This is a genomic window from Mucilaginibacter psychrotolerans (genome assembly GCF_004519315.1).
Lineage (GTDB): Bacteria > Bacteroidota > Bacteroidia > Sphingobacteriales > Sphingobacteriaceae > Mucilaginibacter > Mucilaginibacter psychrotolerans.
In genome coordinates, this window is record NZ_SOZE01000020.1 from 88,113 (window position 1) to 111,581 (window position 23,469).

Here is a 23,469-nt window from a genome sequence, read left to right on the forward strand (position 1 = left end):
AAGCTTTTAACAGAAAGCAACCATGTGCGCATTTTCAACTTTGCTAACCCGGTTTTTTTTTATAAATTAAGCGAGTGTTATCAAAAAGAAAAAACCTCAACCTTTTTACATGAAGCTAAGATTTTTACTCATTCTTTTGGTTTTGTTTACGCTTGTACGGCCCTTGCAGGCGCAAATAAGTATCAAGTCGATAAGTCCGTCATCCGGACCGGCCAATACTGCCGTTACCATCAATGGCAGCGGTTTTAACGCGGCTATTGATAAAAATCTGATTTACTTTGGCACAATAAAAGCCAATGTCACTTCGGCCAGCACCAGCTCAATAACGGTAACCGTGCCTGCAGGCGCTACCTACAGCGCTCTTTCCGTTTTAAATACTGCCACAAATTTAAAGGCACTTTCATCACAGTATTTTAATGTAACGTTCCCTGTAAAACAACTCATCACGGCCTCAAATTTTGACATTACAGATACCCTAAACGTACAGGACAAATATTCCGTGGCCGCCATAGGCGACCTTGACGGTAACGGCCGGGCCGATTTGTTGGTTGGTGATTACGATACGAACAGTATATTGATATTTCCTAATCAGGGCAACCTCAATAAATTAAATGCCAATACCTTCTCAGCCAAAATCGTGTTGCCGACAACCTCCGGTGCCCAAAAGATTGAAATAGAAGATATGGATGGTGACGGCAAGCCGGATATTGTGGTATTGTTAAATAATGAGCTGGTTATTTTTAAAAACAATGCTTCGGGCGCGCTAACAACGGCATCTTTTCAGCTGGTCGCAATCAATACACCCGCACGTAATTTTTTGGCAGTTGCCGATATGGATAGCGATGGTAAGCCGGATATTATCACGGTCACCATGAACCCCGATATTACGTTTAATATAACCATATTAAAAAACACGGCTACCGCAGGTACATTTAGCACGGCATCCTTTGTGGTCGCGTCTTCTTTTAGGGCAGAAGCTTTTTCTGGAAACGAGTTGCTCATAAGGGATTTGAATGGGGACAACAGGCCGGAAATTATGTTTGCGGGCGGCGCTTATAATTACACCCCTATATATCAGAACTTAACTGATGGCACAGGGTTAAATAACGCTTCATTTAGAGAAACACGGCTCGGTGTTGGTAAAACTACAGGTGGTGTTGCCGTTGCAGATATTGATGGCGATAACAAGCCTGATATTTTATACACTGGCAGCGACGAAAACGTAATGTACGTTTTTAAGAATGCGACTGATGGCGGCATTTTCAATACAACATCTTTTATATTAAAAGATAAAATATATTGCGGACTTAACCCGGTAGGTATAAAAACTGCCGACTTTGATGGTGACGGCAAAGTTGATGTAGCGGTGGTGAACCGCCAGGAACGCAGCCTTAATATTTTTAAAAATATTGCTACCGGCACATCGTCCGGCTGGTTTGCAGAAAGGATTGTTTCTAAGCTGGATGCTTCCCCTTCACAGGTTTACACTGCCGATTTAAATAACGATAATACCGCCGATCTTGTTGTTACGAACTGGGGTAGGGCTACGATAACCCTCATTAAGAATAAGCCGGCTGTTATTCCACGTATCCGGTCTTTTTCACCGCTGGCCGGCAGCGTTGGTTCTACAATTGCGGTAAGCGGCGAGAATTTTGGTACTGATGCTGCCAACATCCTGGTATATTTTGATAGTCGGCGTGCCGAGGTTACAACGGTAAGTGAAACCAGCATCAGCGTAAAAGTTCCGCCGGGCGTAACGTATAGCCGGATTGGTGTTACGCTTATATCTGAAAAACGAACGGCCTGGTCAAGCAACTCCTTTAAGAGTACGTTCCCTGCAAAAAAGCTTATCGAGAAGCGCGATTTCAAGCTGGTGCAATTGAGTTTACCAAACGTAGGAAACTACAGTTCTATAAAATTCGGCGATTTTGATGGCGACGGTTTTGTGGATATGGTATACCTGCAAAGCGATGCCAAATATGGCCTTATTGTAAGGCGGAACAAAGGCACAAACGCTGCTATAGATTGCAGTACTTTTGAAGTGAAAGAACTAAACCTGGCGAGTGGGTTGCCCTACCCCTTTTGGTTCAACTATTTTTTAAAAGATGTAAATAATGATGGCTTGCCCGATATCGTTCTTTCGACTACCAACAACGCTGAACCTAACAGCCATGTGTACCTCAACACTTCTACAAAAGGCAATATCAGTTTCGGCGAGTTAAATTCGTTCGCCAATTTTGATGGCATTCAGGCGGTAGAGGATATCGATAACGACGGTCGGCTGGATTATGTCACTGCCTCCGGTATTTTCAGAAACAGGCTAACCGAAAATGAAACACGTGTTCCGTATAAAAATTATGTCAGGTTCTACGGGCAGCCAAACAGCTTTTCCCTCGACCAGCTGATGGATGTTGATGGCGATGGAAAAATAGACGCTTTTAGCGGTTCATCAAGTACGGGCTTTTATATCAGGAAGAACGCCGGCCAGCCCGGCATCATCAGCGATTCTACCTTTTCGTTTAAAAAAATCCAAAGTGTGGTAAACCCTTACGGCACCTATTCGGGATATGTGATACAGGATCTTAACGACGATGGCAAACTGGATGTTGTTACGAACGGATCCTATTACCAAAACATCTCTACAAAAGATTCCGTTTCTTTTAAACCTGCAAGCAAATTACATGAGTGGGTTGCATCAACGGGATATGCTGATATTAATGGAGACGGACTAACCGATTTGCTTCTCCCAAAAGATGGTAATATGCTCACCCAGCAAGACACCACACTTATTTTTCCGAATAGCGCGCTGCCCGGTCAGTCACCGGCCTACAAGAAGTCAACCGCATTTGCATTCAACTACGGTTTAGAAACAGACAATTTTCACACTGCATATTTTCAAGGCGTGGAAGACATTAATAATGATGGCAAACCCGATATCATTTTTCACGATAATGGAATTTTGTACATTTTTGAAAACCATATTGGAGAGCTTGAAACCGATGCCCCTCTTACGATATCCGCCATCTCGCCATTATTCGGGTCTATAAATTCTGATGTTAAGCTAACCGTTGAAAACCTGAGTGGTCAGGCGGGCCGCAACCAGGTTTACTTCGGCACACAAAAGGCCACTATAAAAAGTATAATCGGCAATACGTTAACCGTATCGGTGCCTGCAGGCGCAGCTTATGGCCCGATATCGGTATTGGATACGCTTACCAAACTCAGCGCTTATTCAAAGAAATCATTTGATGTAATGGCCGGCGATGGAAAAGGTGCCGACTTTAATGCAGGTTCGCTTAAACCGTTTAAAAGCCTTTTAACTTTTAAGCAGTACGCCAATATGAAGTTTTTTTTTAGAGACATTGATAACGATGCCGAGAAGGAACTTATATTTTTTAGCGATGCAGGCGACTATAAATCGAGGGTAGAAACTATTTACAAACTAAGCGGTAAAGACGAATTCAACAACCCTATTAATTTAACGCCTGCGCATTCCATTAAATTTGTTGAATACAGTACGCAAAGCACCCTTGCCGATCTAAATGGTGACAATAAACCCGAATTATTAGGGGTTGACAATAATGGGATAACGAGCGGGCTTATTTCTATTTACCCGAACACTTCATCGGTAGCCTGCGGTATTGGCTTCATTAAGACTACGCCGCGCCAACTTGCATCTTCAAGCGATTATATAGTTACTGATATAAATAATGATGGCAAACCTGATATCATTGGCTTCAATATGTATATCGGCCTTAACCAATCAAAAAGAGGTGATATAAGTTTCTCGCCTTTTAAACTAATACGAATGGACCTTCAGGAACAGGGTTATGACCGAATATCCGGATTGGTAGTGAAAGACATAGACGGCGATGGCCGGGCTGACGTAGTTGTTAACACCGGCGCGGATGTATTTATATACAGGAATACCGGTGGAACGGCCGATACCGTAACATTTGCTAAGCCATTTATATTGCTCAAAGCAGGCGGAGGAGGCATAACTGCAGATGACTTAGACGGTGACGGTAAATTCGAACTGATAACAGCATCCCAGCTTAACGAGATCGCTATCTATAAAAATATCGGCTCGCCGGGTGTTATCAACGCAGGCACTTTTATGGCTAAAGTTGCCTTACCAGAAAAATACGTCTATAGTTCTACCGTTGCCGTAGCCGATATGGATGGTGATGGAAAACCCGATATTGTTTACGCTGAGGGAACCGACAAAAACCTCATCCTATTCCGCAACAAAATAACCGCTGGTGTTATTGATTCCGCGGCATTTGCCAATAGGGCACAGTATGAAATGGATGATGTGATATCTAATATGATTGTGGATGATTATAACAATGACGGGCGGCCAGATATACTTTTAACCACCGGCTCGGCTACTACCGGCTTCCTTCAAAACAACATTCAAAGTTCGGGTATTGAAATCCTCACTACTACAAATGCACTTGCATACACTGCCAATGAACAGGCCGTAGCTGTAGATAGCACCTTAAAATTAGTTAATACAAGCGCAAATAAAATTGTATCGGCAAAGATTAGCATTACAAGTAATTACGCGCCTGATAAGGATAAGTTAACCTTTGTTGCTAATAGTAGTACTACCGGTAATGTTACGTCTGCTTATGATGCAACAACCGGCATACTTTCTCTTATATCGGCAGGTGGTACTGCTTCATTAGAGCAATGGCAGGCTTCACTGAGGGCTGTTTACTTTGAAAGTACAACAAGCACTCCGCTGGGCAGGCAAATAACATTTACGGCAAGTACATCCGCAGCAGAAAATTCTGCCGGGAGGCTCATTATCGTAAAAGTGATCCCTCCCCCAACTGTTGTTACTTTTTTGCCGGTAAAGGCAACAAAAAACACCATTGTTACTATAAAAGGCTCAGGGTTTAAAAATGTTACAACCGTAACATTTGGCGGTGTTAACGCAAGTTCTTTTACTATCCTGTCTGATACTGTGCTTACCGCAGTTGTTGATACCGGAAATAACGGGAGTATTGTATTAACAAGCAAGTATGGAACAGGTCAGCTTGCAGGCTTTAACTATGTGCCTTTGCCGGTTATCAGTCCGGCAGGCCCTGTGACCATTGCGCCCGGTAGCAGTATTGTATTAAAAGTAAATGCTGTTGATGGCATCAGCTATCAATGGAGCAAAGATGGCACGGATATAATACCTGGAACGGGCAGTGCTTATACTGCCAACGAAGGAGGCTCCTACACCGTAAAAACCGTATTGAACGGGCAGTTGCTGGTATCTGCTCCAGTTGTAGTTAGCACATTATTTACCCTGCCACCAAGCAATTTTTTAGTAGCATCCACCAGTGCCTCTTGTAAAGGCGCAAACAATGGGACTATAAATGTAATTGCCACTTTAAATTTAAATTATACTGCGTTACTAACCGGTGCAGGCATAAGTAAAAATATTTCGTTCAATCAAGCAAGTGTTTTTGATAATCTTGCGGCAGGTACCTATAACCTATGTATTACTGTTGCAGGGCAAAGCACTTATCAACAATGTTATACTTTAGTGGTTACAGAACCTAAGGATATATCCCTGTACGCTACGTTAAGTCCCGATAATAAGCGTGTTACATTAAATTTAAGCGGTAGCGATATTTACCACATTCAATTGAACGGCGTAACGAATACAACTGCAGACAGTATAGTTACAGTTGACCTTGCTTATGGACAAAACAGCATAAGAATAACTAGCGACAGGCTATGCCATGGCATTATAGAAAAAATATTCAACCTGTCTGACAATTTAATACCTTATCCTAACCCATTCGATAATACAGTTTATATTAATTTAAGTGATAGACAAATAAGTGCGGCCACTGCGGAAGTTTACTCGGCAATGGGTCTGCTGGTCTACAAAAAACAGTTCAACAATCCATCAAACGTTATACAAATAGACATGCCTGCATTGAAACTGCCGGGAATTTACACACTTAAACTGTTGACTAACGGAGAACAAAAGGTATTTAAAATTCTAAAAAAATGAGGGTTTATAAGATAATATTAATTGTGGCCGTCCTGAACATCGGCTGCGGAAAAAAATCAGTGGATATAACAATTCCACCGCCTGCTAAGGCAGAATTGTTACTTCCCGCTTCAAATTCTGCATGTACAGCGGGTATCGCAGTTTCTGACGCTGAAAGTACGGTTACATTTAATTGGGCGGTTGCAGAACATGCCGACAGTTACGAGTTGTATATTAAAAATTTGCTCACCGGCACTTTAAGTAAGCATTTATCAACTGCTAATCAAGCAAATGTTACTTTGTTGAAGGGGACACCCTATTCGTGGTACGTTATTTCAACATCGGCAAAAGTGCCCGAAACCGCGCAAAGCGATACCTGGAAATTTTATAATTCGGGCCCTGGCGTATTAAGTTATGCACCATTTCCTGCCGTTATCAAAGCACCAATTTATAATCAGGTCATAAGTACGGCAACGGTTGAACTTTCTTGGACTGGCAGCAGCGTGGAAAATAATATCACCGGCTATGATATTTACTTAAGTAGCAACAGCAGCTCATTAGCCTTGCAAAAAAGCGATGTAAAAGACTTATTTTTAGCTAATATTGCGGTAAACCCCAACACCGTTTACTATTGGAAGGTAATAACGAAAGATGCACACGGCAATAAATCTGATAGCGGAATTTATCAATTCGTTACGAAGTAATTTTTCAGCCCGGAGCAAGCATACTGTATGGGCGATGCATCGGAGTATTTGTTCCGAAACTACTAACTGTAAAACTATTACATAATATTGTAACCTATGGCGCTATTAATTCGTCTTCAATGTATATGAAACGATTATTTTTATTTGCGGTGATCGTGGTCGCGGCCGCTACACGTGCCCACGCGCAAACTTTCGATGGCGTGGTAAAAGATGCCAAAACCAACCGGAACCTCGAATTTGTTAACGTAGGTATCGTGGGCAAAAACGAAGGTACGGTTACCGATGCCAGCGGGCATTACAGCATATCGCTAACCAATAGCGATGCCGATAGCCTGCGCATCTCTATGGTGGGTTATGTGCCCCGCTCCTTTCTGGTAGCCGATTTCCGCAAGGAATACAATAGCTATAAAACCATTGCCTTGCAGCCCGCGCTGCGCCAGCTTAACGAGGTGAAGGTGAACAACCATAAATGGAAACAGGTGGTGCTGGGCAATACCACGCAATCGCAATCTACCAATGCAGGCTTCAGCAGCAATAAACTGGGTAACGAAATTGGGGCTATTATCAAAATAAAAAAATCGCCCACTTATCTTAAGCAGTTCAACGCCTCTATAGCCAGCGATGTTACCGACTCGGTAAAACTGCGCCTTAACTTTTATACCGTAAAAGATGGCCGCCCGGATCAACCCCTGCAAAAGCAAAGCATATTTGTTACCGTACACAAAGGCGATAAGAAGATAACCGTAGATCTGGAGCCTTACTTCATTGTAGTAGAGGATAAATTCTTCGTGAGCCTGGAGTGGATAAAGAACTCACGCGGACATGGCATCATGTTTTCGGCTAGTTTATTCAGTAGCGCAGTAATATCGCGCGAAACCAGCCAGGCCGAATGGGAAAAAGAAAGCATGGCCGGTGTTGGCTTCAATGTGTTGGCGGAGTATTAACGCCGACCACTCAGGCTTGTAAAAACGGCAATAGCTAAAAACAAAATGGCCCAACCGGAAACCCGGTAGGCCATTAATAATATCTAATTCACTAGCCTTAGGCTTCACTAATCAGCTTATCCGCATCCGGTGCTACTTCTGGTTCGGGCAAGGCTGCGGGTACTTCGCAATGATACCCGAACAGGCAACGATCTTTGATCATAGCAGCTACTTCGGCAGGCACATATTCTTCCCAACCGGCAGCACCCTGTTTAATCAGCTGCAACACCTTATCGGTTTCTACGTGCAGGTTGCTTTCTTTATAATGCCTGATGTCTTCTATCTTATTATTGGCTATCAGGTAGCGGTAAAGGTCTATTAAGTGCGGTGGCGGATAAAAGCGCAGGCAGTTCCATATCACGCCATCGCGCAGGGTTGGGTAGATAAACAATTTAACCTTACGGCTGAACAGCGTAGCGAACGATTCTAAAATGCCACCTGGCAGGTCCTTATAGTGTTCTTCGGAGAAAATGTATTCCAGGTTGGGGAAGCCCAAAACCACACCCATCTTCAGCTTGGTTATCTTAGATAGGTAAGCCACGAGTTTATAATATTCGTGGAAGTTGGAGATAAGTACCGTTTGCCCTAACGAGCAAAGGATATCAACGCGATCTAAAAAGTCTTTCTCGTCTATCTCGGCAGAGTCACCTGCATTACGCTCTTTCAGCGCCTGCAGTGTTAACTCCGTTACCACCATCACATTGTCTTTATCTACATCGGGCTCCTGCATAAATTGCTTTACACCGGTGTTGAGCATATCTAAATGGACGTTGATAATGGGGCGGAAACGACCGCGGATCACCACAATGTGTTTTTTGTACAGCACCTCCGATGGTTGCAGGTTCTTACCGTCCGGCCCGAATACCGCCGCATCAGAAAAACCAAACTTCACCAGATGCAGGCTCATCAAGCGGTTATCAATCTTAGTAAAATCGGGCCCCTCAAAACGTATCATATCTATCTGGATACGATCTTTAGAGAGGTCGTCCATCAACGAAAGTAAAAACACATTAGGGCTATCACAGTAGTTAAAGCAAGCGTATATCAGGTTTACGCCCAATACGCCCACGGCCTGTTGTTGCAGGTTGTTGTCGTTATCCAGCAGTTTTACGTGCAGTACCACATCGTTAAACTCGCCGTTCGGTTGCATCTGAAAGCGTACACCCATCCAGCAATGGCCATCGTTGGTTTTATGGTAGTTGAGGGCAGAGGCGGTATCGGCAAAAGCAAAAAAGGTAGTGGCATCGCCACGCTGTTCGGCAAGGCGCTCTATCAGCAGCCCGTATTCGCGCTCCAGCATCGATATCAGGCGGTTCTCGGTAACATAGCGTTTGCCCTGTTGCTGCCCATAGATGGCATCGGAGAATATCATGTCGTAGGCCGACATGGTTTTGGCTATAGTGCCGGATGATGCCCCTGCCTTAAAAAAGTTAGCCGCTACATCCTGCCCGGCACCAATTTCGGCAAACGAGCCGTAAATCTTAGGGTCGAGGTTAATGGCAAGCGCTTTCTGTTTGGTTCCGATATCTTTGTTGTGGATGCTGCTCATACGCTTTCTATTCAAGTTTTTTGCAAATGTCAGAACGTCGCAAAAATACGATTTTTTGCCGTAACAGGCGGGCAGCTTGACGAAATCAAAAAAATATTTACATGTTGATGAAAAGTAGACAAAAAACGGTGAGTGCCAAAATCTCAGCAAGGCCTAAAACAAACTCGCTTGGTCTATCTCCTGGCCCGATTGCTTTTGTTGATAAGCGCGTATCATACCGATGATATCTGCTCCATAGATACTTGCCTTTTGCGGGCCCACCCCTTTAATGCCGCTAAGTGCTTTCAACGTCTGCGGCAATTTTTCGGCGATAGAAGCCGCGGTTTGTTCAGATAGCAGCATGTTGGGCATTACCCTGTCTGCAGCGGCTCTTTCTTCGCGCCAGCCAAGTATGCTTGCCAAAAGCTCCTCGTTGGGTTTTGCATTCATGGCCCGCAGGTACGAGCGCGCTTTATCAGCCAGTGCAGCGGCCTTGCTGGTTTTCTTCTTTTCGAGGAAGCTATAGGTAGTAAACGGATTTGCTGTAAAATACTCCAGCAGACTTATCCTCGCCATCATCCACTGTATCAGCCTATCGGCTTTGGCGGCTTTTTCTATCGAGTTGCCAATCAGGAAGGGGATTTGCCCGTGCAGGTTTTCAGTAGTCGCCTTTAGCTTATCCATGAAATATGCGGCAGCCTTCCGTATCCTTTCGTCATCGGCAGTTTCGGGGCGGCGCATAAACTTTTCGGCAACCTCCATAATATCTTTCTCTAAATTCGGCGCCAGGCCCGTAAATCCTTTGAGTACACCCTTTAGCCCCTGGAAATTAAAAAGCTCGGTAAGCAGGAACAGCCGGTACCGCTCCTGGTCGCGCTTAAGGCTATCTGCATCTGGCTTAATGGACTCTGCTGCTTGATTAAAACGGGTAACGGATGGGTCGCCGATGATGTTGCGCGCGCTGATGGGGTTGCGCAATACCATACCCGTCAACGTGCGGCAACGGCTAAGGGCCACATAAGCCTGCCCATGCGCAAAAGCCTCCGAAACATCAATGATGGCTTTATCGAAACTTAAGCCCTGGCTTTTATGGATAGTGATAGACCATGCCAGCTTCAGCGGTATCTGCGCAAAACTGCCCGCTTCACTTTCGTTTATTTGTTCCTGCTCCTCGGCAAGCTGGTATTTAACATTGGTCCATTCTACGCTCTCCACGGCAATTTCACGGCTTTCGTTGCCGCATTGCACGTACACAGTACTGCCATCAATCCGAGCCACGTAACCTATTTTGCCATTGTAAAAAAGCTTTTCGGCCGAGCCGTCGTTTTTTACAAACATCACCTGCGCCCCTAGTTTCAGCTTTAGGTTGGTTTCGGTTGGGTAAGCGTCCTTGGGGAAATCGCCGCGTATGGTGGCCGCAAACTCATATAGCTGCCCCGGCAAGGCCTCCAGAAATTCGGCGTTTAATTGCTGCGCGAGGTTATTGTGTGTAGTAAGCGTTATAAACGAATCCTCCGCCCCCGGCCTGAACCCCGGCTCGTGGCGGGCATTCAACAAAGCCAGACTGGCCTCGCTTATCGTTTGGTTGCGCACCTCGTTCAGTATATCTACAAAAGCTTGCTCCTTTTGGCGGTACACGTGGTCTAATTCTATGCGTACGTAGCTGGCACGCTGCATCACCAGACTACTGAAGAAATAAGGTGTGCTGTAATAACTGCTCAGGATGCGCCATTCGTCCTCGCGGATGATGGGGCTAAGCTGCGCCAGATCGCCTATGAGCAATAATTGCACGCCACCAAAGGGCTGCGCCGAACCTTTTATAGTACGGAGGATAAGATCTATCTGATCCAGCACATCGGGCCGTACCATACTCACCTCATCAATAATCAACAGCTCCAGGCTGCCCAGCAGTTCCCGTTTCTCGTCGCTGTAGCTGAGGTCGGGGTTCTCGGTTGCCGGTATCAGTGGCCCAAAGGGTATCTGGAAGAGCGAGTGTATGGTCATACCACCGGCGTTGATGGCAGCAACCCCTGTTGGCGCGGCAATGGCCATTTTTTTGGTAGATGCCTGCCGCAACTGCTGCAAAAAAGTAGTTTTACCCGTGCCTGCTTTCCCCGTCAAAAAAACGATGGTGTTGGTAGTTTCGAGGTAGTCGGTCGCCAGCTGCATGGCCGGGTTGATTTTACTAGTGTTTTGCATGCGGTATGCGGGCAAATATAATACTAAATTATTTAGTATATTGCGCAGTGGAAAAATATTAGGGAGATCGCTTTTAAAGAGGCTGTATCATATGTACATTAAAAAAAGCCACTCAAAATAAATTTTGGCGTTATGTTCCTTATACTATTACGGCGATTTAAACACGGTGTTCACAAAGATAAAAACACAGAGATTGCGGAGCTTTTATTGTGTTTAACCCGGCAAAAAACGCTGTGACCTTTGTGTAAACCTCTGCGGGCTCCGTGTTTGAAATAACCGCCAAATTTTGTTTTGTTGCTTAAGTATCTTTTTTACTTATGATACATCCTCCTAAATTTAGTCTTTGATATTGAGAGTCAAGAATCATGTTGCAAAACCGTGTAGACCCCAAGGGGAATATCATCATAACTAAAGCGCGTGGTGCCTGGCTGGGCAACCGCGGACAACTGCACAATAGCGGCAAAACCATCCTTCGCCCTTTTAAGCACAAGGCCTGGATTATTTGCCTGCTGCAATTCAAAGGCAGGCACCGCGAGGTTATGGCGCCGGGCTTGTGGACGGAACTTTTCTTCCTGGACGAAGCCACCGCATTTTCCGCCGGGCACCGCCCCTGTTTCGAATGCCGCCGCCAGGATGCCAACCGATTTAAAGCAGCCTGGCTAAAAGGCAACCCGGGGTACGGCTTCCCTCCTAACGTACTTATCGGTAAGATTGATGAAATACTACATGCTGAACGGATTGGCGCGGATAACTCTAAAATTATTTATGAAGCGGATATCAACGATTTGCCTGATGGGGTTTTCGTGGAGATAGCCGGGGAAGCCCTCCTGTTGGCAGGTGGCCGGATGTATAAATGGTCGCCTGAGGGGTATGGCGATAGACTACCTTTCCCTGCGGAGAAGCAGGTAAGCGTACTTACACCGCGCTCGGTGGTGAATGCTTTCAGGAACGGATACCGGCCGCAGATGGGGATAGAAGCAACCGTTTGCTTACCTTTGCGCCCCAATGGACTATTTCAAGAACCTGCTGCAGCTGCTAAAGACTGAACGCGACGAAGACCGTGAAGCTTACCTAAAACTTACGCAAACTACTTCTATTGCCGATAGGCGCGCGGCAGGTATTGCCTGGTACCCCGTAGCCATCCGAGGCTCTGAACCCAGTCGTGGCGATTACCTTACGGTTGAACTCGAACGTACCACGCACAAGGATATTGCCCACCAGCTACGCTTCGGCGCGCCGGCGGTATTCTTCTCTAACCACGATGCAGGTGCCGACCGCGTAGAAGGCACCATAGCTTATTCGGGCGGCGACCGGCTAAAACTAACCCTATTTACTGATGAATTGCCCGACTGGACCCGCAACGGCAAGCTTGGCGTGCAACTGCTATTCGATAACAACAGCTACGATGAGATGCAGGATGCCCTTAAGCAGGCGCAGGCATTGGCAAAACAGCCGGAAGGCAAGCTCATCAGGGTGTTGACCGGTGCTGATGAGGCGACTTTCATTGCAGATAGCGACAATGCATCATCGGCAAACCTTAACGCCTCCCAACAGTCCGCAGTTAACCAAATATTAGCGGCCAATGAGTTGGCCATAGTGCATGGGCCGCCGGGAACGGGCAAAACCACCACCATAGTACAAGCCATCAAACAGCTTATCCAACAAAATGGAAAGCAGGTATTGGTGGTAGCGCCAAGCAACACGGCTGTGGATTTATTGAGCGAAAAGCTTGCCGCCGAAGGGTTGAAAGTACTGCGCATAGGCAACCCCAGCCGTATATCGGATAAACTGACGGACCTTACCCTGGATAGCCAGGCCTCGGCGCATCAGTACGCCAAGGATATCAAGCAGCTTAAAAAGCAGGCCTCAGGTTACAAAAACATGGCCCACCAATACAAGCGTAGCTTTGGCAAACGCGAGCGTGACCAGCGGAAGGCCCTGTTCGATGAGGCGCACCGCATCATGAAAGATGCGGCCAAAATAGAACAATTCATCATTGACGACCTGACAGAGAAGGCACAGGTTATTGCGGCCACACTGGTGGGCAGTAACCACCATACCGTTCGCCATAAAAAATACCATACCGTGGTGATAGACGAGGCCGGCCAAGCCCTGGAACCCGCCTGCTGGATACCTATCCTGAAAGCCCACAAACTGATTATGGCAGGCGATCATTTCCAGCTGCCACCCACCATAAAGTCGGCGCAAGCCGCGCAAAACGGACTGGCTACTACCCTATTAGAAAAAGCCGCCATACGCCATCCCAGCGCCGTAACCCTGCTGGAAGAACAATACCGCATGCATGAATCCATTATGGGTTTTTCCTCTGCAGAATTTTATGGCAACAGATTAAAAGCAAATGCAGCAGTAGCCAGCCGTGTTTTATTCCCGGGTGATGTGCCTATGAATTTCGTAGATACGGCAGGTTGCGGGTTCGACGAGAAAGCCGATGGCACCAGCACCGTTAATCCGGATGAAGCGGCTTTTTTACTAAGGCACATGCAGGCACTGGCAGAGCAATTGGCCGCAAACAAACGCCCTTTCCCTTCGGTGGCCATTATCTCGCCATATAAGGCGCAGATACAGGTGCTGAAAGAACTTTTTCAGGCGTCGCCGCTGCAACCTTTTGCCGACCAGATAAGCATCAATACGATCGATAGTTTCCAGGGGCAGGAGCGTGATGTGGTGTACATCAGCATGGCCCGCAGCAATACCGAGGGCCAGATCGGCTTCCTGGCAGATACGCGCCGCATAAACGTTGCCATGACCCGCGCCCGCATGAAGCTGGTTGTAATAGGCGATAGCGCCACCATTACACGACTGCCGTTTTACGCCGATATGGTTAAATATGCCGAGCAATGCGGGGGCTATCAAAGCGCATGGGAGCTGCCTGCATAAACGCAAATAAAGGGCTTATTACGAAATACCGCCAAAGCAATGTATATCAACGAAATATCATCATTAACAACTTTAGCTTTTAAGATCAAATTATTGATAATGTGATAATTGTGTTATTGAATGAAAGTTTATCTATAGAAACCGTATTCTACATCTTCAGTCGCGTCAAACTCACGGGTTACCTGTTCAGATTCGCTTACCTTTTTTGGCGATCACAGGCTAACGGTTCTAACCATTCTGATATCGGTTAACGCCGCTGGCGGTTTATCATCTTAAAAAAAACAAAATGCTCATATACGCATTATCAAAATAATTAAGCTAAATTTACTTTATCCAATTATCGCTTATGATTTTAACTGTGAACGGGCAAAAACGGGAAGTTAACGCAGACCCCAACATGCCATTGCTATGGGTTATCCGGGATATCCTGGGCCTTACCGGTACTAAATTTGGCTGCGGTGCTGCACAGTGCGGCGCCTGCACGGTTCATTTGAACGGCGAGGCCGTGCGCTCTTGCGTAACCAAAGTAAACCGTGCGGCCGGGCAGGAGATCGTCACCATAGAGGGCCTATCCGCCTCAAACAACCATCCCCTGCAACTGGCATGGAACGAACTGAGCGTACCGCAGTGCGGCTACTGCCAGTCGGGCCAAATCATGTCGGCTGCGGTGCTGTTGCGCGAGAACCCACACCCTACGGATCAGGACATAGACGATGCCATGGCGGGCAATATCTGCCGTTGCGGCACTTATCAGCGCGTTAGGGAGGCTATCCACAAAGCGGCAGCGATGCCTATGGAGGGAGCCAAACTATGAAAAAGCTAAGCATCATTACTTGCATAGCCATCGTTATTGCTGCTATCACCCTATCGTTCAGACCACAACCAGTTAAAGAAATTAGCTATAAGGCCCCTGCCAAAGACAGCATTGGCTCTGTAAAGGCATTTATGGCAGTGTATAAGGTGCTGATGAGCGCCCGTTGCATGAACTGCCACCCCGCAGGCAACTCCCCCCTACAGGGCGACGATAGTCATATTCATACCATGAACGTAACGCGCGGCACCGACGGTAAAGGCATGTATACTGCACGTTGTAGCAATTGCCACCAGGCCGAGAATACCGCTGGCCTGCACATGCCACCCGGCAACCCTAAATGGGGCTTGCCGCCGGCAAATATGCGCATGGTTTTCCAGGGCCGCACACCGCGCCAGTTGGCTCTGCAACTATTAGACACCAAACAAAACGGCGGGCGCAGCAAAGCGCAGCTGATTGACCATATGGCCAACGATGATCTAGTTGGCTGGGCCTGGCACCCCGGCGATGGCCGCACCTTGCCGCCTTTAAGCCGTGCAGCTTTTGCCGTGCAGGTGCGTCAATGGATAGCTAAGGGTGCTTATGCCCCATCGGCTAAAGCAAAATAAATATCAATTCCAAACTTAGCCATAATGGAAACTAACGGAGTATCGAGAAGAGATTTTATACGGGCATCGGGCCTGGCAGGCACCGCGCTTTGCTTAGGCTTTTACTTTCCCGCCAATGCAAAAAAGGCACAATTGGTTTCGGCAAACGCAGCTGAGGCCACCGGATTCGAGTTTAACGCCTGGATGCATATCGGTACCGATGGCAAGATTACCTTAACGGATCACCGTGCCGAAATGGGCCAGGGATCGTACCAGTCGGTTCCCCAGATCATTGCAGAAGAGCTGGAAGTAGATCTTAAAGATATCGACGTGGTGTTCGCCAAAGGCGACCCTAAAAAGTACGGCAGCCAGATTACCGGCGGCAGCTCAACCATACGGGGATCGTACAAACGGCTGCTTATGTTGGGTGCTACTGCACGGCAGATGCTTATTATGGCAGCCGCCGCCAAATGGAACGCCCCTGTTGCTGATTGCTATGCACAAGCCGGCCAGGTTATCCATCGGCCAACCGGCAATAAATTGCACTATGGCGAACTAGTAGCAGATGCAAGCAAGCTTACTCCGCCAAAGGATGTACCGCTTAAACCGATGTCGGATTATAAGCTGATACGTAAGCCACTTAAAAAGCTGGATACCCCTATGAAAACCAATGGGGAGGCTATCTTCGGCCTGGATAAAAGGCTGCCGGGGATGCTCTTCGCCAGCGTAGAGCGCAACCCCAGGCTGCGCGGTAAGTTAGTCAGTTTCGATAGTACTGCTGCCCTGAAAGTGCCCGGTGTAAAGCAGGTATTTAAGGTACAGATGATGGTTTTTAACACCACACGGGATGGTGTTGTAGTATTGGCCGATTCTACCTGGGCAGCTATGCAAGGGCGTAAAGCCTTGAAAGTGACATGGGACGAGACAGGCTTCGAGCATGTAAACACGGTCGATATATACAAAAGCCACCAGGAACTGCTTAAGACAAAAGAGGGCCTATCTGTCAAAAAACAGGGCAACCCGGATGCGGTGCTGGATAAACCGGGAAAAAAGTTAGATGTAATTTACGAAACGCCCTATCAATCGCACGCAGCCATGGAGCCATTGAACTGCATTGCGCATTATCAAAGCGATAAAATAGAGATTTGGGGACCGATACAAGCGCCGGATTGGGTGCAGGGCGACATCAGCGATAAATTCAAGATGCCCAAGGAGAAGGTTGTCGTGAACATGACTTTCTTAGGTGGCGGTTTCGGTCGCAAAGCCTTCCTCGATTATCCGCAGGAAGCCGTAGCCATTTCTAAACAGGCGGGTGTACCGGTGCAGGTAGTTTGGACGCGTGAGGACGATATTAAGCAAGGCCCATACCGAGCAGGCATATCCTACCGTGGCCAGGGCGCCATAGAAAACGGTGCTATTACTGCCCTTAAATTCAAAATGGCAGGTCAAAACATTGACCATTGGAGCGGCCCCGGTCGTGGCAAGCCCAATGGCAGCACTACCGAAGGTTTCCTGAATCCGTACTTCGAAAGCATCAAAAACATCAGCTTTGCCGATGTACCTTACGAGATGCCGCTGCCCAATATGTGGTGGCGTTCAGTTTATGCCTCAACCAACGGCTTTGCTTACGAGAGTTTTATCAACGAGATGGCGCTATTGGCCGGGAAAGATCAGCTGAGCTTCCGCAGGGAATACCTTAAGGACGAACGCTGCCAGCGGCTGATAGACCGCATGGAAGAAGTATCGGGCTGGAAAGCGCGGAAAAAAAATGAAGGCTACGGCGTGGCTATTACCGAGTGCTTTGATACCACGGTGGGCCAGGTGGTGAAGGTATCGCGCAATGCAGCGGGCAAAATCAAGATTGATAAAGTGTGGGCGGTGATGGACTGCGGCTGGTATGTAAACCCGGATATCATCAAGGCCCAGGTAGAAGGTTCGGTGCTGATGGCACTTGGCGCAGCCACTACGCACGAAATCACCTTCAAAAACGGCCTTGTAGAACAAAATAATTTTTACGATTACCTGATGCCGCGCATAACCGACATGCCAACGGTTGAAGTGCATATTATGGAAAACACAGCAGATGCCGGCGGCGTAGGCGAACCAGCACTCCCTCCTTTCGCTCCTGCCCTTACCGATGCCATCTTCGATCTTACGGGCAAACGGATCAGGAAGCTACCTTTTAACATGAACGCCGTATAAAGCAAAAGAAGGGGCAACTTAGGAGCTTAAGGTACAGGATGAAAGAAATTAAGGACATCGTAGCTGTTTACGACGAAGCCGTAAAACTTGGCGTTAAAACCGCGTTGGCTACGGTAGTTCTGGTAGAAGGCTCGGCCTACCGCCGCGCTGGTGCCAGGATGCTGACTACTGAAGACGGGCAACTCACCGGAGCCATCAGCGGCGGCTGCCTGGAAGGTGATGCCCTGCGCAAGGCCCGCATGGTCATCATGCAGCAGCAACCCATGCTGGTAACATACGATACCATGGACGATGACGATGCCAAACTGGGCGTTGGCCTCGGCTGCAATGGCATCATCCATATTCTGATAGAACCTATTAACGATACCACAACTAACCCGATCACGTTATTAAAAGCCGCGATAGCATCGCGTAGCCATGCTGTGTTGGTTACACTGTTCTCCATACAAAACCGTAAAGCCGCGCAACCAGGCTCATGCATTTGCCTTACGGCGCATAGTATGATGCGTAATGGGGTAACAACGCCTTATGATAGCTTGCTGCTGGACGAAGCGAAGGAAGCATTGGAGAACCAACTCTCTGTAGTAAAGGAATACGGGGATTATACAGCTTTCGTAGAATGCGTAAAACCATCTGTTTCGTTGATAATTATAGGCGCAGGGAACGATGCTATACCACTTACCCAAATGGCCGCAGTGCTGGGTTGGGAAGTTACGGTTGTAGATGGGCGACCTAATTACGCTACTGCCGAACGTTTTCCGCGTGCAGGTAAAGTATTGGTGGCAAAAGCTGATGAAGTACTGAATAAGCTTGAAATTACCCCGCAAAGCACTTTTGTGCTGATGACACATAACTATAATTATGAAATAGCATTCCTGAAAACGCTTTTGCCCATGCAGCCACCCTACATCGGCATTTTAGGCCCCAGGAAAAAACTGGAGCGCATGCTTGACGAACTGGAAACCAACGGCAACCAAATAAGTGCGGCCAATATGGATGCCATACATGGCCCCGTGGGTCTTGATATCGGTTCTGAAACGGCCGAGGAAATAGCCTTAGCTATCCTCGCCGAAATAAAGGCCGTATCCGCTCAACGCAACGGCAGATCATTAAAGTACAAAACAAGCGTTATCCATAGCCTGTAAATGACAGCAGCAATCATCCTTGCGGCAGGCGTATCCAGCAGGCTGGGCCAACCCAAGCAAAACCTGTTGCATAACGGCCAAACTTTGCTGCAACATACAGTCTTTTGCGCACAGCAGTCAACATGCGAGCAAGTTATAGTTGTGCTTGGTGCCAATACCGACAAAATAAAACCGGTTGACGGAACCACGACGCTTTATAACAACCATTGGCAGGAAGGTATGGCCTCCTCTATCCGGCTTGCGATTACCCAAATAGGTAAAGATACATCCATAGAAAATGCAATCATCATGGTATGCGATCAGCCTTTCATCAGTGCCCAATTATTGAACAGTCTGATTGATAAACATACCGAAACAGGCAGACCTATTGTCGCCTGCGCCTACAACGATACCACAGGGCCGCCGGCACTTTTCCACCGCTCGGTTTTTGCAAAGTTGCTTTTGCTGCAAGGCCACGAAGGCGCAAAAAAAATACTACTGACCCATGCAGAAGGAGTCGCAACCGTGCCATTTGAAAAAGGAAGCATTGATATAGACACGATAGCTGATTACGAGAACCTGATAAACTAGAACCCAACCTGGAAATTTATTCGAATGCTGAGTTCCCAATGGTGTACGAATGCTAACGGAAGCAGAAGTCAAATTTGGGTTAATCTATTAAACATGGTGATAAAAATTTAAGGGCTAATTTTTATTGGCTGCCCAAAATATAGCGTTGCTAAAAAGTCTCCTGTAGTTCGCGTCGTTAAATAATACGGGCGAGTGGCCCATGAAAATATAGACGTTACGGGCTTTGTAAGCGGGGTTGGTCCAAACCACAGGGTGGTCGCCCATTTTTACGTCGCCGCCGGGTATATAACTACTTTCATCAACCGATGCGAGTACATGCACATTAGGCCTGGGGCTTTTATCGTAGGTGTACCATTCTTCTTTCTGTACCCAAAATGATGCGGGGATGCCCTGCATTACCGGGTTTGTTTTGTCCTCCACGTTCACCTGCCCTTTTGCAAAGGCGGGGATATAGTTTTTAAATTTTATCTGCCCCATAAACTGATAGAACCAGGGCCAAAGCGGGTAGCCGTCAAACTCGCCCAGCAGCGTAGCGTGGTGAAAGCCAATCCAACCGCCCCTGCCTTCGTTGATATATTGCTCAAAGGCTTTTACTGCTTTGTCCTTCCAGGCATAGGGTGGGAAATCAAGCTGAATAAAAAGCTGGTAGTTGCTTAAAAATGCACTATCGATGTTATCGGTATGCTGTAGATAGTCTACAGTAAAGTTGCTGTCAGCGGCAAGTTTATCCAACCATGGCTTTGCTACCCTGGAGTATTCGAGGTGGTGCCCGCCATTTTCGTAAAGGGCTATAACTTTAACGCGCGGCGTTTTTTGCGCCAGGCATGCAAACGCAAAGAGGCTGAGTAGGCTTATGAAGAAAGATTTTTTCATGTGTGGATATCCATTTATATGTAGGAAGTGTTGATACCAGCTGAACTATTGGTTTACAATCCAAAGCTAAAACATTAAAGCCTCGCTAACAATTTTGCCGCACAACCAATAGTAAACTCAAATATTTCGCCAATTCTATAGTAATACCGGGATGATTCTATCTGCTTTTTTTATAAAATCGGGGTCGCGGGAAAAACCAAAGTGGTTTGTGTATTTTCCGAAGAAATATCTTTAAATACTCCCAAAAGAATATCAATGTTCAGTTTTAGCAGGTTGCCAGTGGGTTTAACGGGCATGATGATTAGCGGATTATTAATCAATGCGCTTGCTATTGAAGCGCGTTGATTTTGCGCTTCACAAAGCTAGAGGGCAATCTATCTCTCTGGAAAACCGTCATTAAACACCAGGAGTTTTTTCGTATCGATGGTTGATTTATTCTTAGAAAACTTTAGCCCTTCATGTCTGAAGGAATCACCAATAGTGGTATGGCCCTTTTCATCATCGTTTTGGTTGTGCTTGAGCCGAATAATTCCTTAAAAAAACTTCTCTTTCGATGCATGAGTACTAAAAGATCTGCTTTTGAATTTCCCAGGTAATTTGCCAACCGTTCAACTGTATCTTTACCACGAATACTCTCGTAAGTGAGGCCTGGCATGTCAATTTTCTTCAACTGGTTAAAGAAACTTTTTTCGCTCTCAAGCGGTAAATGAGCCTCTCCAAACTCGTTTACGTGAACAACCGTAACCTGAAATTTGACAACATGGCTCAACTTTTCCAGGTAATTAAGGGCTATTAAATCCGCCGCGTTAAAATCAGTTGCGAATACAACTTTGTGCAGATTTTTAACATTGCTTCCCTGCGGATATATCATAACAGGCCGGGTGCTGTGATCAATTACAGATGCCGTATCGCTCCCGGAAAGAAAATGCTCCAATCCGCTACCTTGTGGCGCGCCCATCACTACCATTTCTATCTCGTCCTTATTGTTAATTTCTTTTACATTTAAACCTAGACTGCCCTCCCCTTCTTCTTCGTGTATTTTTGGCTGGTGTAATCCGGGCGGAGTTTTTAGTACAATGGAAGCAAGTTCATGGCTGAGTTTTGAGAGTTCCTGCTGATACTCCTGTACCGGGGCAAGTTCGCCAACCATCCAGGCACTGCCGGAAAGATCGGGCATGACCGGCTGGCTTAAAAAACTATTGTATAATATAATGTCTGCTTTTAATTGTTGGCATAAAACAGCAGCAAATTTTGCAGCTTCGGCGGCTTCGTCAGAAAAGTTGGTCAGAACAAGTAACTTTTTCATGATATGTGTTTTATTGTAAATTTAATAGACTCCTTGCCTGTTTCTAATGACAATGGTCATTAGAAATTTTGAGCCCCGTCACCCATAAAAAAGTTGAAGAAGATTATGAAAGTAATTGTAAGGCAAGCTGATAACACACCGCCTTATACCTTAGTGCCTATGTAGCCTGCATGAATTAAAGCAGCGTAAAAAAACAGAGTCGGCTTACCAGCTTCGCAATGGGCAATACTTGCACGCACAGCACATTGCAGCCTTATTTACCGAAACAGGAATAAATTCCATCGATCAGGTACCTAAGGATACAGTTGCTAGTGTATGTTACAGCAGATGTACCTTTTATTATATCGAGAAACGCTTCTACCTGTGTTCAAACCTTCCCGTTTTTTTTATTAAGACGATCTTGTATAAAACCAGATCTACCTTTGTACCAATGTCATATTCAGATTCCGTAATACCATGTGAGGGATGGTCGTGTGGATTCATGGAAAACGGCATAATCCGGTGTATAATGGCCTGCATAGCCTGCTCCTTCTCACCCATTTCGGTAATCTCTTCAAAGCGGCCCCAGGCTACTACACTTTGCCAGTTAAAAATATTTTGGATGTCATCAACCTGGAAACAAATTGCCGGATTGTGCCGCATGATATCAATTTTCTTACCTGGTGCACTGTGGCTTATCACACTTTTACCATCATAAAAATAGTTTACAGGTACTATATAAGGTATGCCATTTTCAACACATGCAATACGGCCTGTAACCTGCTGTTTTAGCAGAATATCTATTTCTGGTAAACTAAGTTCTCCTAACATGGCATCCCTTTTTAATTATTTCTTTTATATGCTTACACTTTTTCAAAACTTACATCCACCTTGCCGCAAAATGATTAAACTCATGGCGTAAATCATTAAATATCTTTTCTTCGTTCAAATAGCGCGCATGAATTTGGGCATGGGCCGTAGCAGTAACGTCTGCAACAGATGTTTCAGTAATCAAAAGCTCAGCCTCAATGGCTTCGTCATTGGCACGCACATCGTGCCTTAATTCATTGAGTTGATTTTCGTGGATGATAAACTGGTTTTGAAAATACTCCACTTTTTCCTGCACTTCGCGCGCTGTATTGTATGCTGCTATCTCTTCAAGGCGCTCCTGCAATATGCTAAGTTCTTGCTTATAGAAAGTAATGCCTCTTAAACAATCATTATTGAGGTTTTTGATGTGTTTGATGTTTTTCATAGTGCAAGTTTAGCTACCAATTGCGCCGTATAGAATGCTTCAAAGCATGCATTAACATGATAATGCTCACAAACCAGCTTTCAACAGGCTTGATCTTGATGTAAGATTACAAACTTGCCGCCGTTAATTTTACTACAATGAAAAAGTGTGCTATATAAGCGCATTGATTATTACGGGCTATGCAAAATAAAAGCTGGGGAGTGCTTGTTTAGGGCGACCGGGGCCACGGGCGAGGGAGCTAAAAAAAGTTCATAAACGAAGAAACCCCTTCATCGTTAGATGAAAGGGTTCTTGTTAAGGCCTTACGGCTTTAAGATTTGGCACCGACCTACTCTCCCACATTTTACTGCAGTACCATCGGCTCTGGCGGGCTTAACTTCTCTGTTCGGAATGGGAAGAGGTGGACACCGCCGATATAGGCACCTGAATAT

General features: G+C 46.2%; 16 protein-coding genes and 1 rRNA gene. 10 read left to right on the plus strand and 7 right to left on the minus strand.

Going from position 1 to position 23,469, the window contains the following annotated elements:
• Positions 1 to 109 precede the first annotated feature (109 nt).
• The 3 genes from E2R66_RS18350 to E2R66_RS18360 all read left to right on the plus strand — a co-directional run bounded on the left by E2R66_RS18350 (position 110) and on the right by E2R66_RS18360 (position 7,646).
• Positions 110 to 6,019 (plus strand): FG-GAP-like repeat-containing protein, encoded by a 5,910-nt coding sequence (locus tag E2R66_RS18350; RefSeq protein ID WP_133233247.1) that lies wholly within the window; start codon positions 110 to 112, stop codon positions 6,017 to 6,019.
• On the plus strand, positions 6,016 to 6,702 hold the full coding sequence (locus E2R66_RS18355; protein WP_134737946.1) for a fibronectin type III domain-containing protein: 687 nt from the start codon (positions 6,016 to 6,018) through the stop codon (positions 6,700 to 6,702). The genes E2R66_RS18350 and E2R66_RS18355 overlap by 4 nt, the downstream gene beginning before the upstream one ends.
• Before the next feature lie 125 nt (positions 6,703 to 6,827).
• Positions 6,828 to 7,646 (plus strand): carboxypeptidase-like regulatory domain-containing protein, encoded by an 819-nt coding sequence (locus E2R66_RS18360; RefSeq protein ID WP_158288447.1) that lies wholly within the window; start codon positions 6,828 to 6,830, stop codon positions 7,644 to 7,646.
• A 97-nt stretch (positions 7,647 to 7,743) separates the two neighbouring features.
• On the opposite strand, the gene E2R66_RS18365 is transcribed toward E2R66_RS18360, so the two are convergent.
• Positions 7,744 to 9,234, minus strand: a complete 1,491-nt coding sequence (locus tag E2R66_RS18365) for a TonB-dependent receptor (protein WP_133233255.1) — start codon at positions 9,232 to 9,234, stop codon at positions 7,744 to 7,746.
• Positions 9,235 to 9,387: 153 nt separating this feature from the next.
• Entirely contained in the window at positions 9,388 to 11,412 is a 2,025-nt protein-coding gene (locus E2R66_RS18370; protein WP_133233257.1) for an AAA family ATPase, read from the minus strand.
• Positions 11,413 to 11,777: 365 nt separating this feature from the next.
• Here E2R66_RS18370 and E2R66_RS18375 point away from each other — a divergent pair, with 365 nt between their 5' ends.
• From E2R66_RS18375 to E2R66_RS18405, 7 genes are all read left to right on the plus strand, one after another.
• Positions 11,778 to 12,458, plus strand: a complete 681-nt coding sequence (locus tag E2R66_RS18375) for a hypothetical protein (RefSeq protein ID WP_192901994.1) — start codon at positions 11,778 to 11,780, stop codon at positions 12,456 to 12,458.
• Positions 12,418 to 14,310 (plus strand): AAA domain-containing protein, encoded by a 1,893-nt coding sequence (locus E2R66_RS18380; RefSeq protein ID WP_133233259.1) that lies wholly within the window; start codon positions 12,418 to 12,420, stop codon positions 14,308 to 14,310. The genes E2R66_RS18375 and E2R66_RS18380 overlap by 41 nt, the downstream gene beginning before the upstream one ends.
• A gap of 346 nt (positions 14,311 to 14,656) precedes the next feature.
• Complete coding sequence (locus E2R66_RS18385) at positions 14,657 to 15,124, plus strand: (2Fe-2S)-binding protein (protein WP_133233261.1); 468 nt, start codon at positions 14,657 to 14,659, stop codon at positions 15,122 to 15,124.
• The gene (locus tag E2R66_RS18390) at positions 15,121 to 15,729 is read left to right on the plus strand and encodes a hypothetical protein (RefSeq protein ID WP_133233263.1); all 609 of its coding nucleotides are present in this window, start codon (positions 15,121 to 15,123) and stop codon (positions 15,727 to 15,729) included. The genes E2R66_RS18385 and E2R66_RS18390 overlap by 4 nt, the downstream gene beginning before the upstream one ends.
• A 24-nt stretch (positions 15,730 to 15,753) precedes the next feature.
• Positions 15,754 to 17,910, plus strand: coding sequence for a xanthine dehydrogenase family protein molybdopterin-binding subunit (locus E2R66_RS18395; RefSeq protein ID WP_133233265.1), 2,157 nt, complete (start codon positions 15,754 to 15,756; stop codon positions 17,908 to 17,910).
• Positions 17,911 to 17,948: 38 nt separating this feature from the next.
• Positions 17,949 to 19,055: an XdhC family protein gene (locus E2R66_RS18400; RefSeq protein ID WP_133233267.1), complete on the plus strand. Its 1,107-nt coding sequence runs from the start codon at positions 17,949 to 17,951 to the stop codon at positions 19,053 to 19,055.
• Entirely contained in the window at positions 19,056 to 19,625 is a 570-nt protein-coding gene (locus E2R66_RS18405) for a nucleotidyltransferase family protein (RefSeq protein ID WP_133233269.1), read from the plus strand. It abuts the gene before it with no gap.
• A 114-nt stretch (positions 19,626 to 19,739) separates the two neighbouring features.
• On the opposite strand, the gene E2R66_RS18410 is transcribed toward E2R66_RS18405, so the two are convergent.
• From E2R66_RS18410 to rrf, 5 genes are all read right to left on the minus strand, one after another.
• Positions 19,740 to 20,498: a ThuA domain-containing protein gene (locus E2R66_RS18410; protein WP_133233271.1), complete on the minus strand. Its 759-nt coding sequence runs from the start codon at positions 20,496 to 20,498 to the stop codon at positions 19,740 to 19,742.
• A gap of 448 nt (positions 20,499 to 20,946) precedes the next feature.
• Positions 20,947 to 21,804 (minus strand): universal stress protein, encoded by an 858-nt coding sequence (locus E2R66_RS18415; RefSeq protein ID WP_133233273.1) that lies wholly within the window; start codon positions 21,802 to 21,804, stop codon positions 20,947 to 20,949.
• 357 nt (positions 21,805 to 22,161) lie between these two features.
• Positions 22,162 to 22,614, minus strand: coding sequence for a pyridoxamine 5'-phosphate oxidase family protein (locus E2R66_RS18420; RefSeq protein ID WP_133233275.1), 453 nt, complete (start codon positions 22,612 to 22,614; stop codon positions 22,162 to 22,164).
• A 49-nt stretch (positions 22,615 to 22,663) separates the two neighbouring features.
• Complete coding sequence (locus E2R66_RS18425; protein WP_133233277.1) at positions 22,664 to 23,038, minus strand: hypothetical protein; 375 nt, start codon at positions 23,036 to 23,038, stop codon at positions 22,664 to 22,666.
• A gap of 315 nt (positions 23,039 to 23,353) precedes the next feature.
• Positions 23,354 to 23,465 (minus strand): 5S ribosomal RNA (gene rrf / locus E2R66_RS18430).
• Positions 23,466 to 23,469 lie beyond the last annotated feature (4 nt).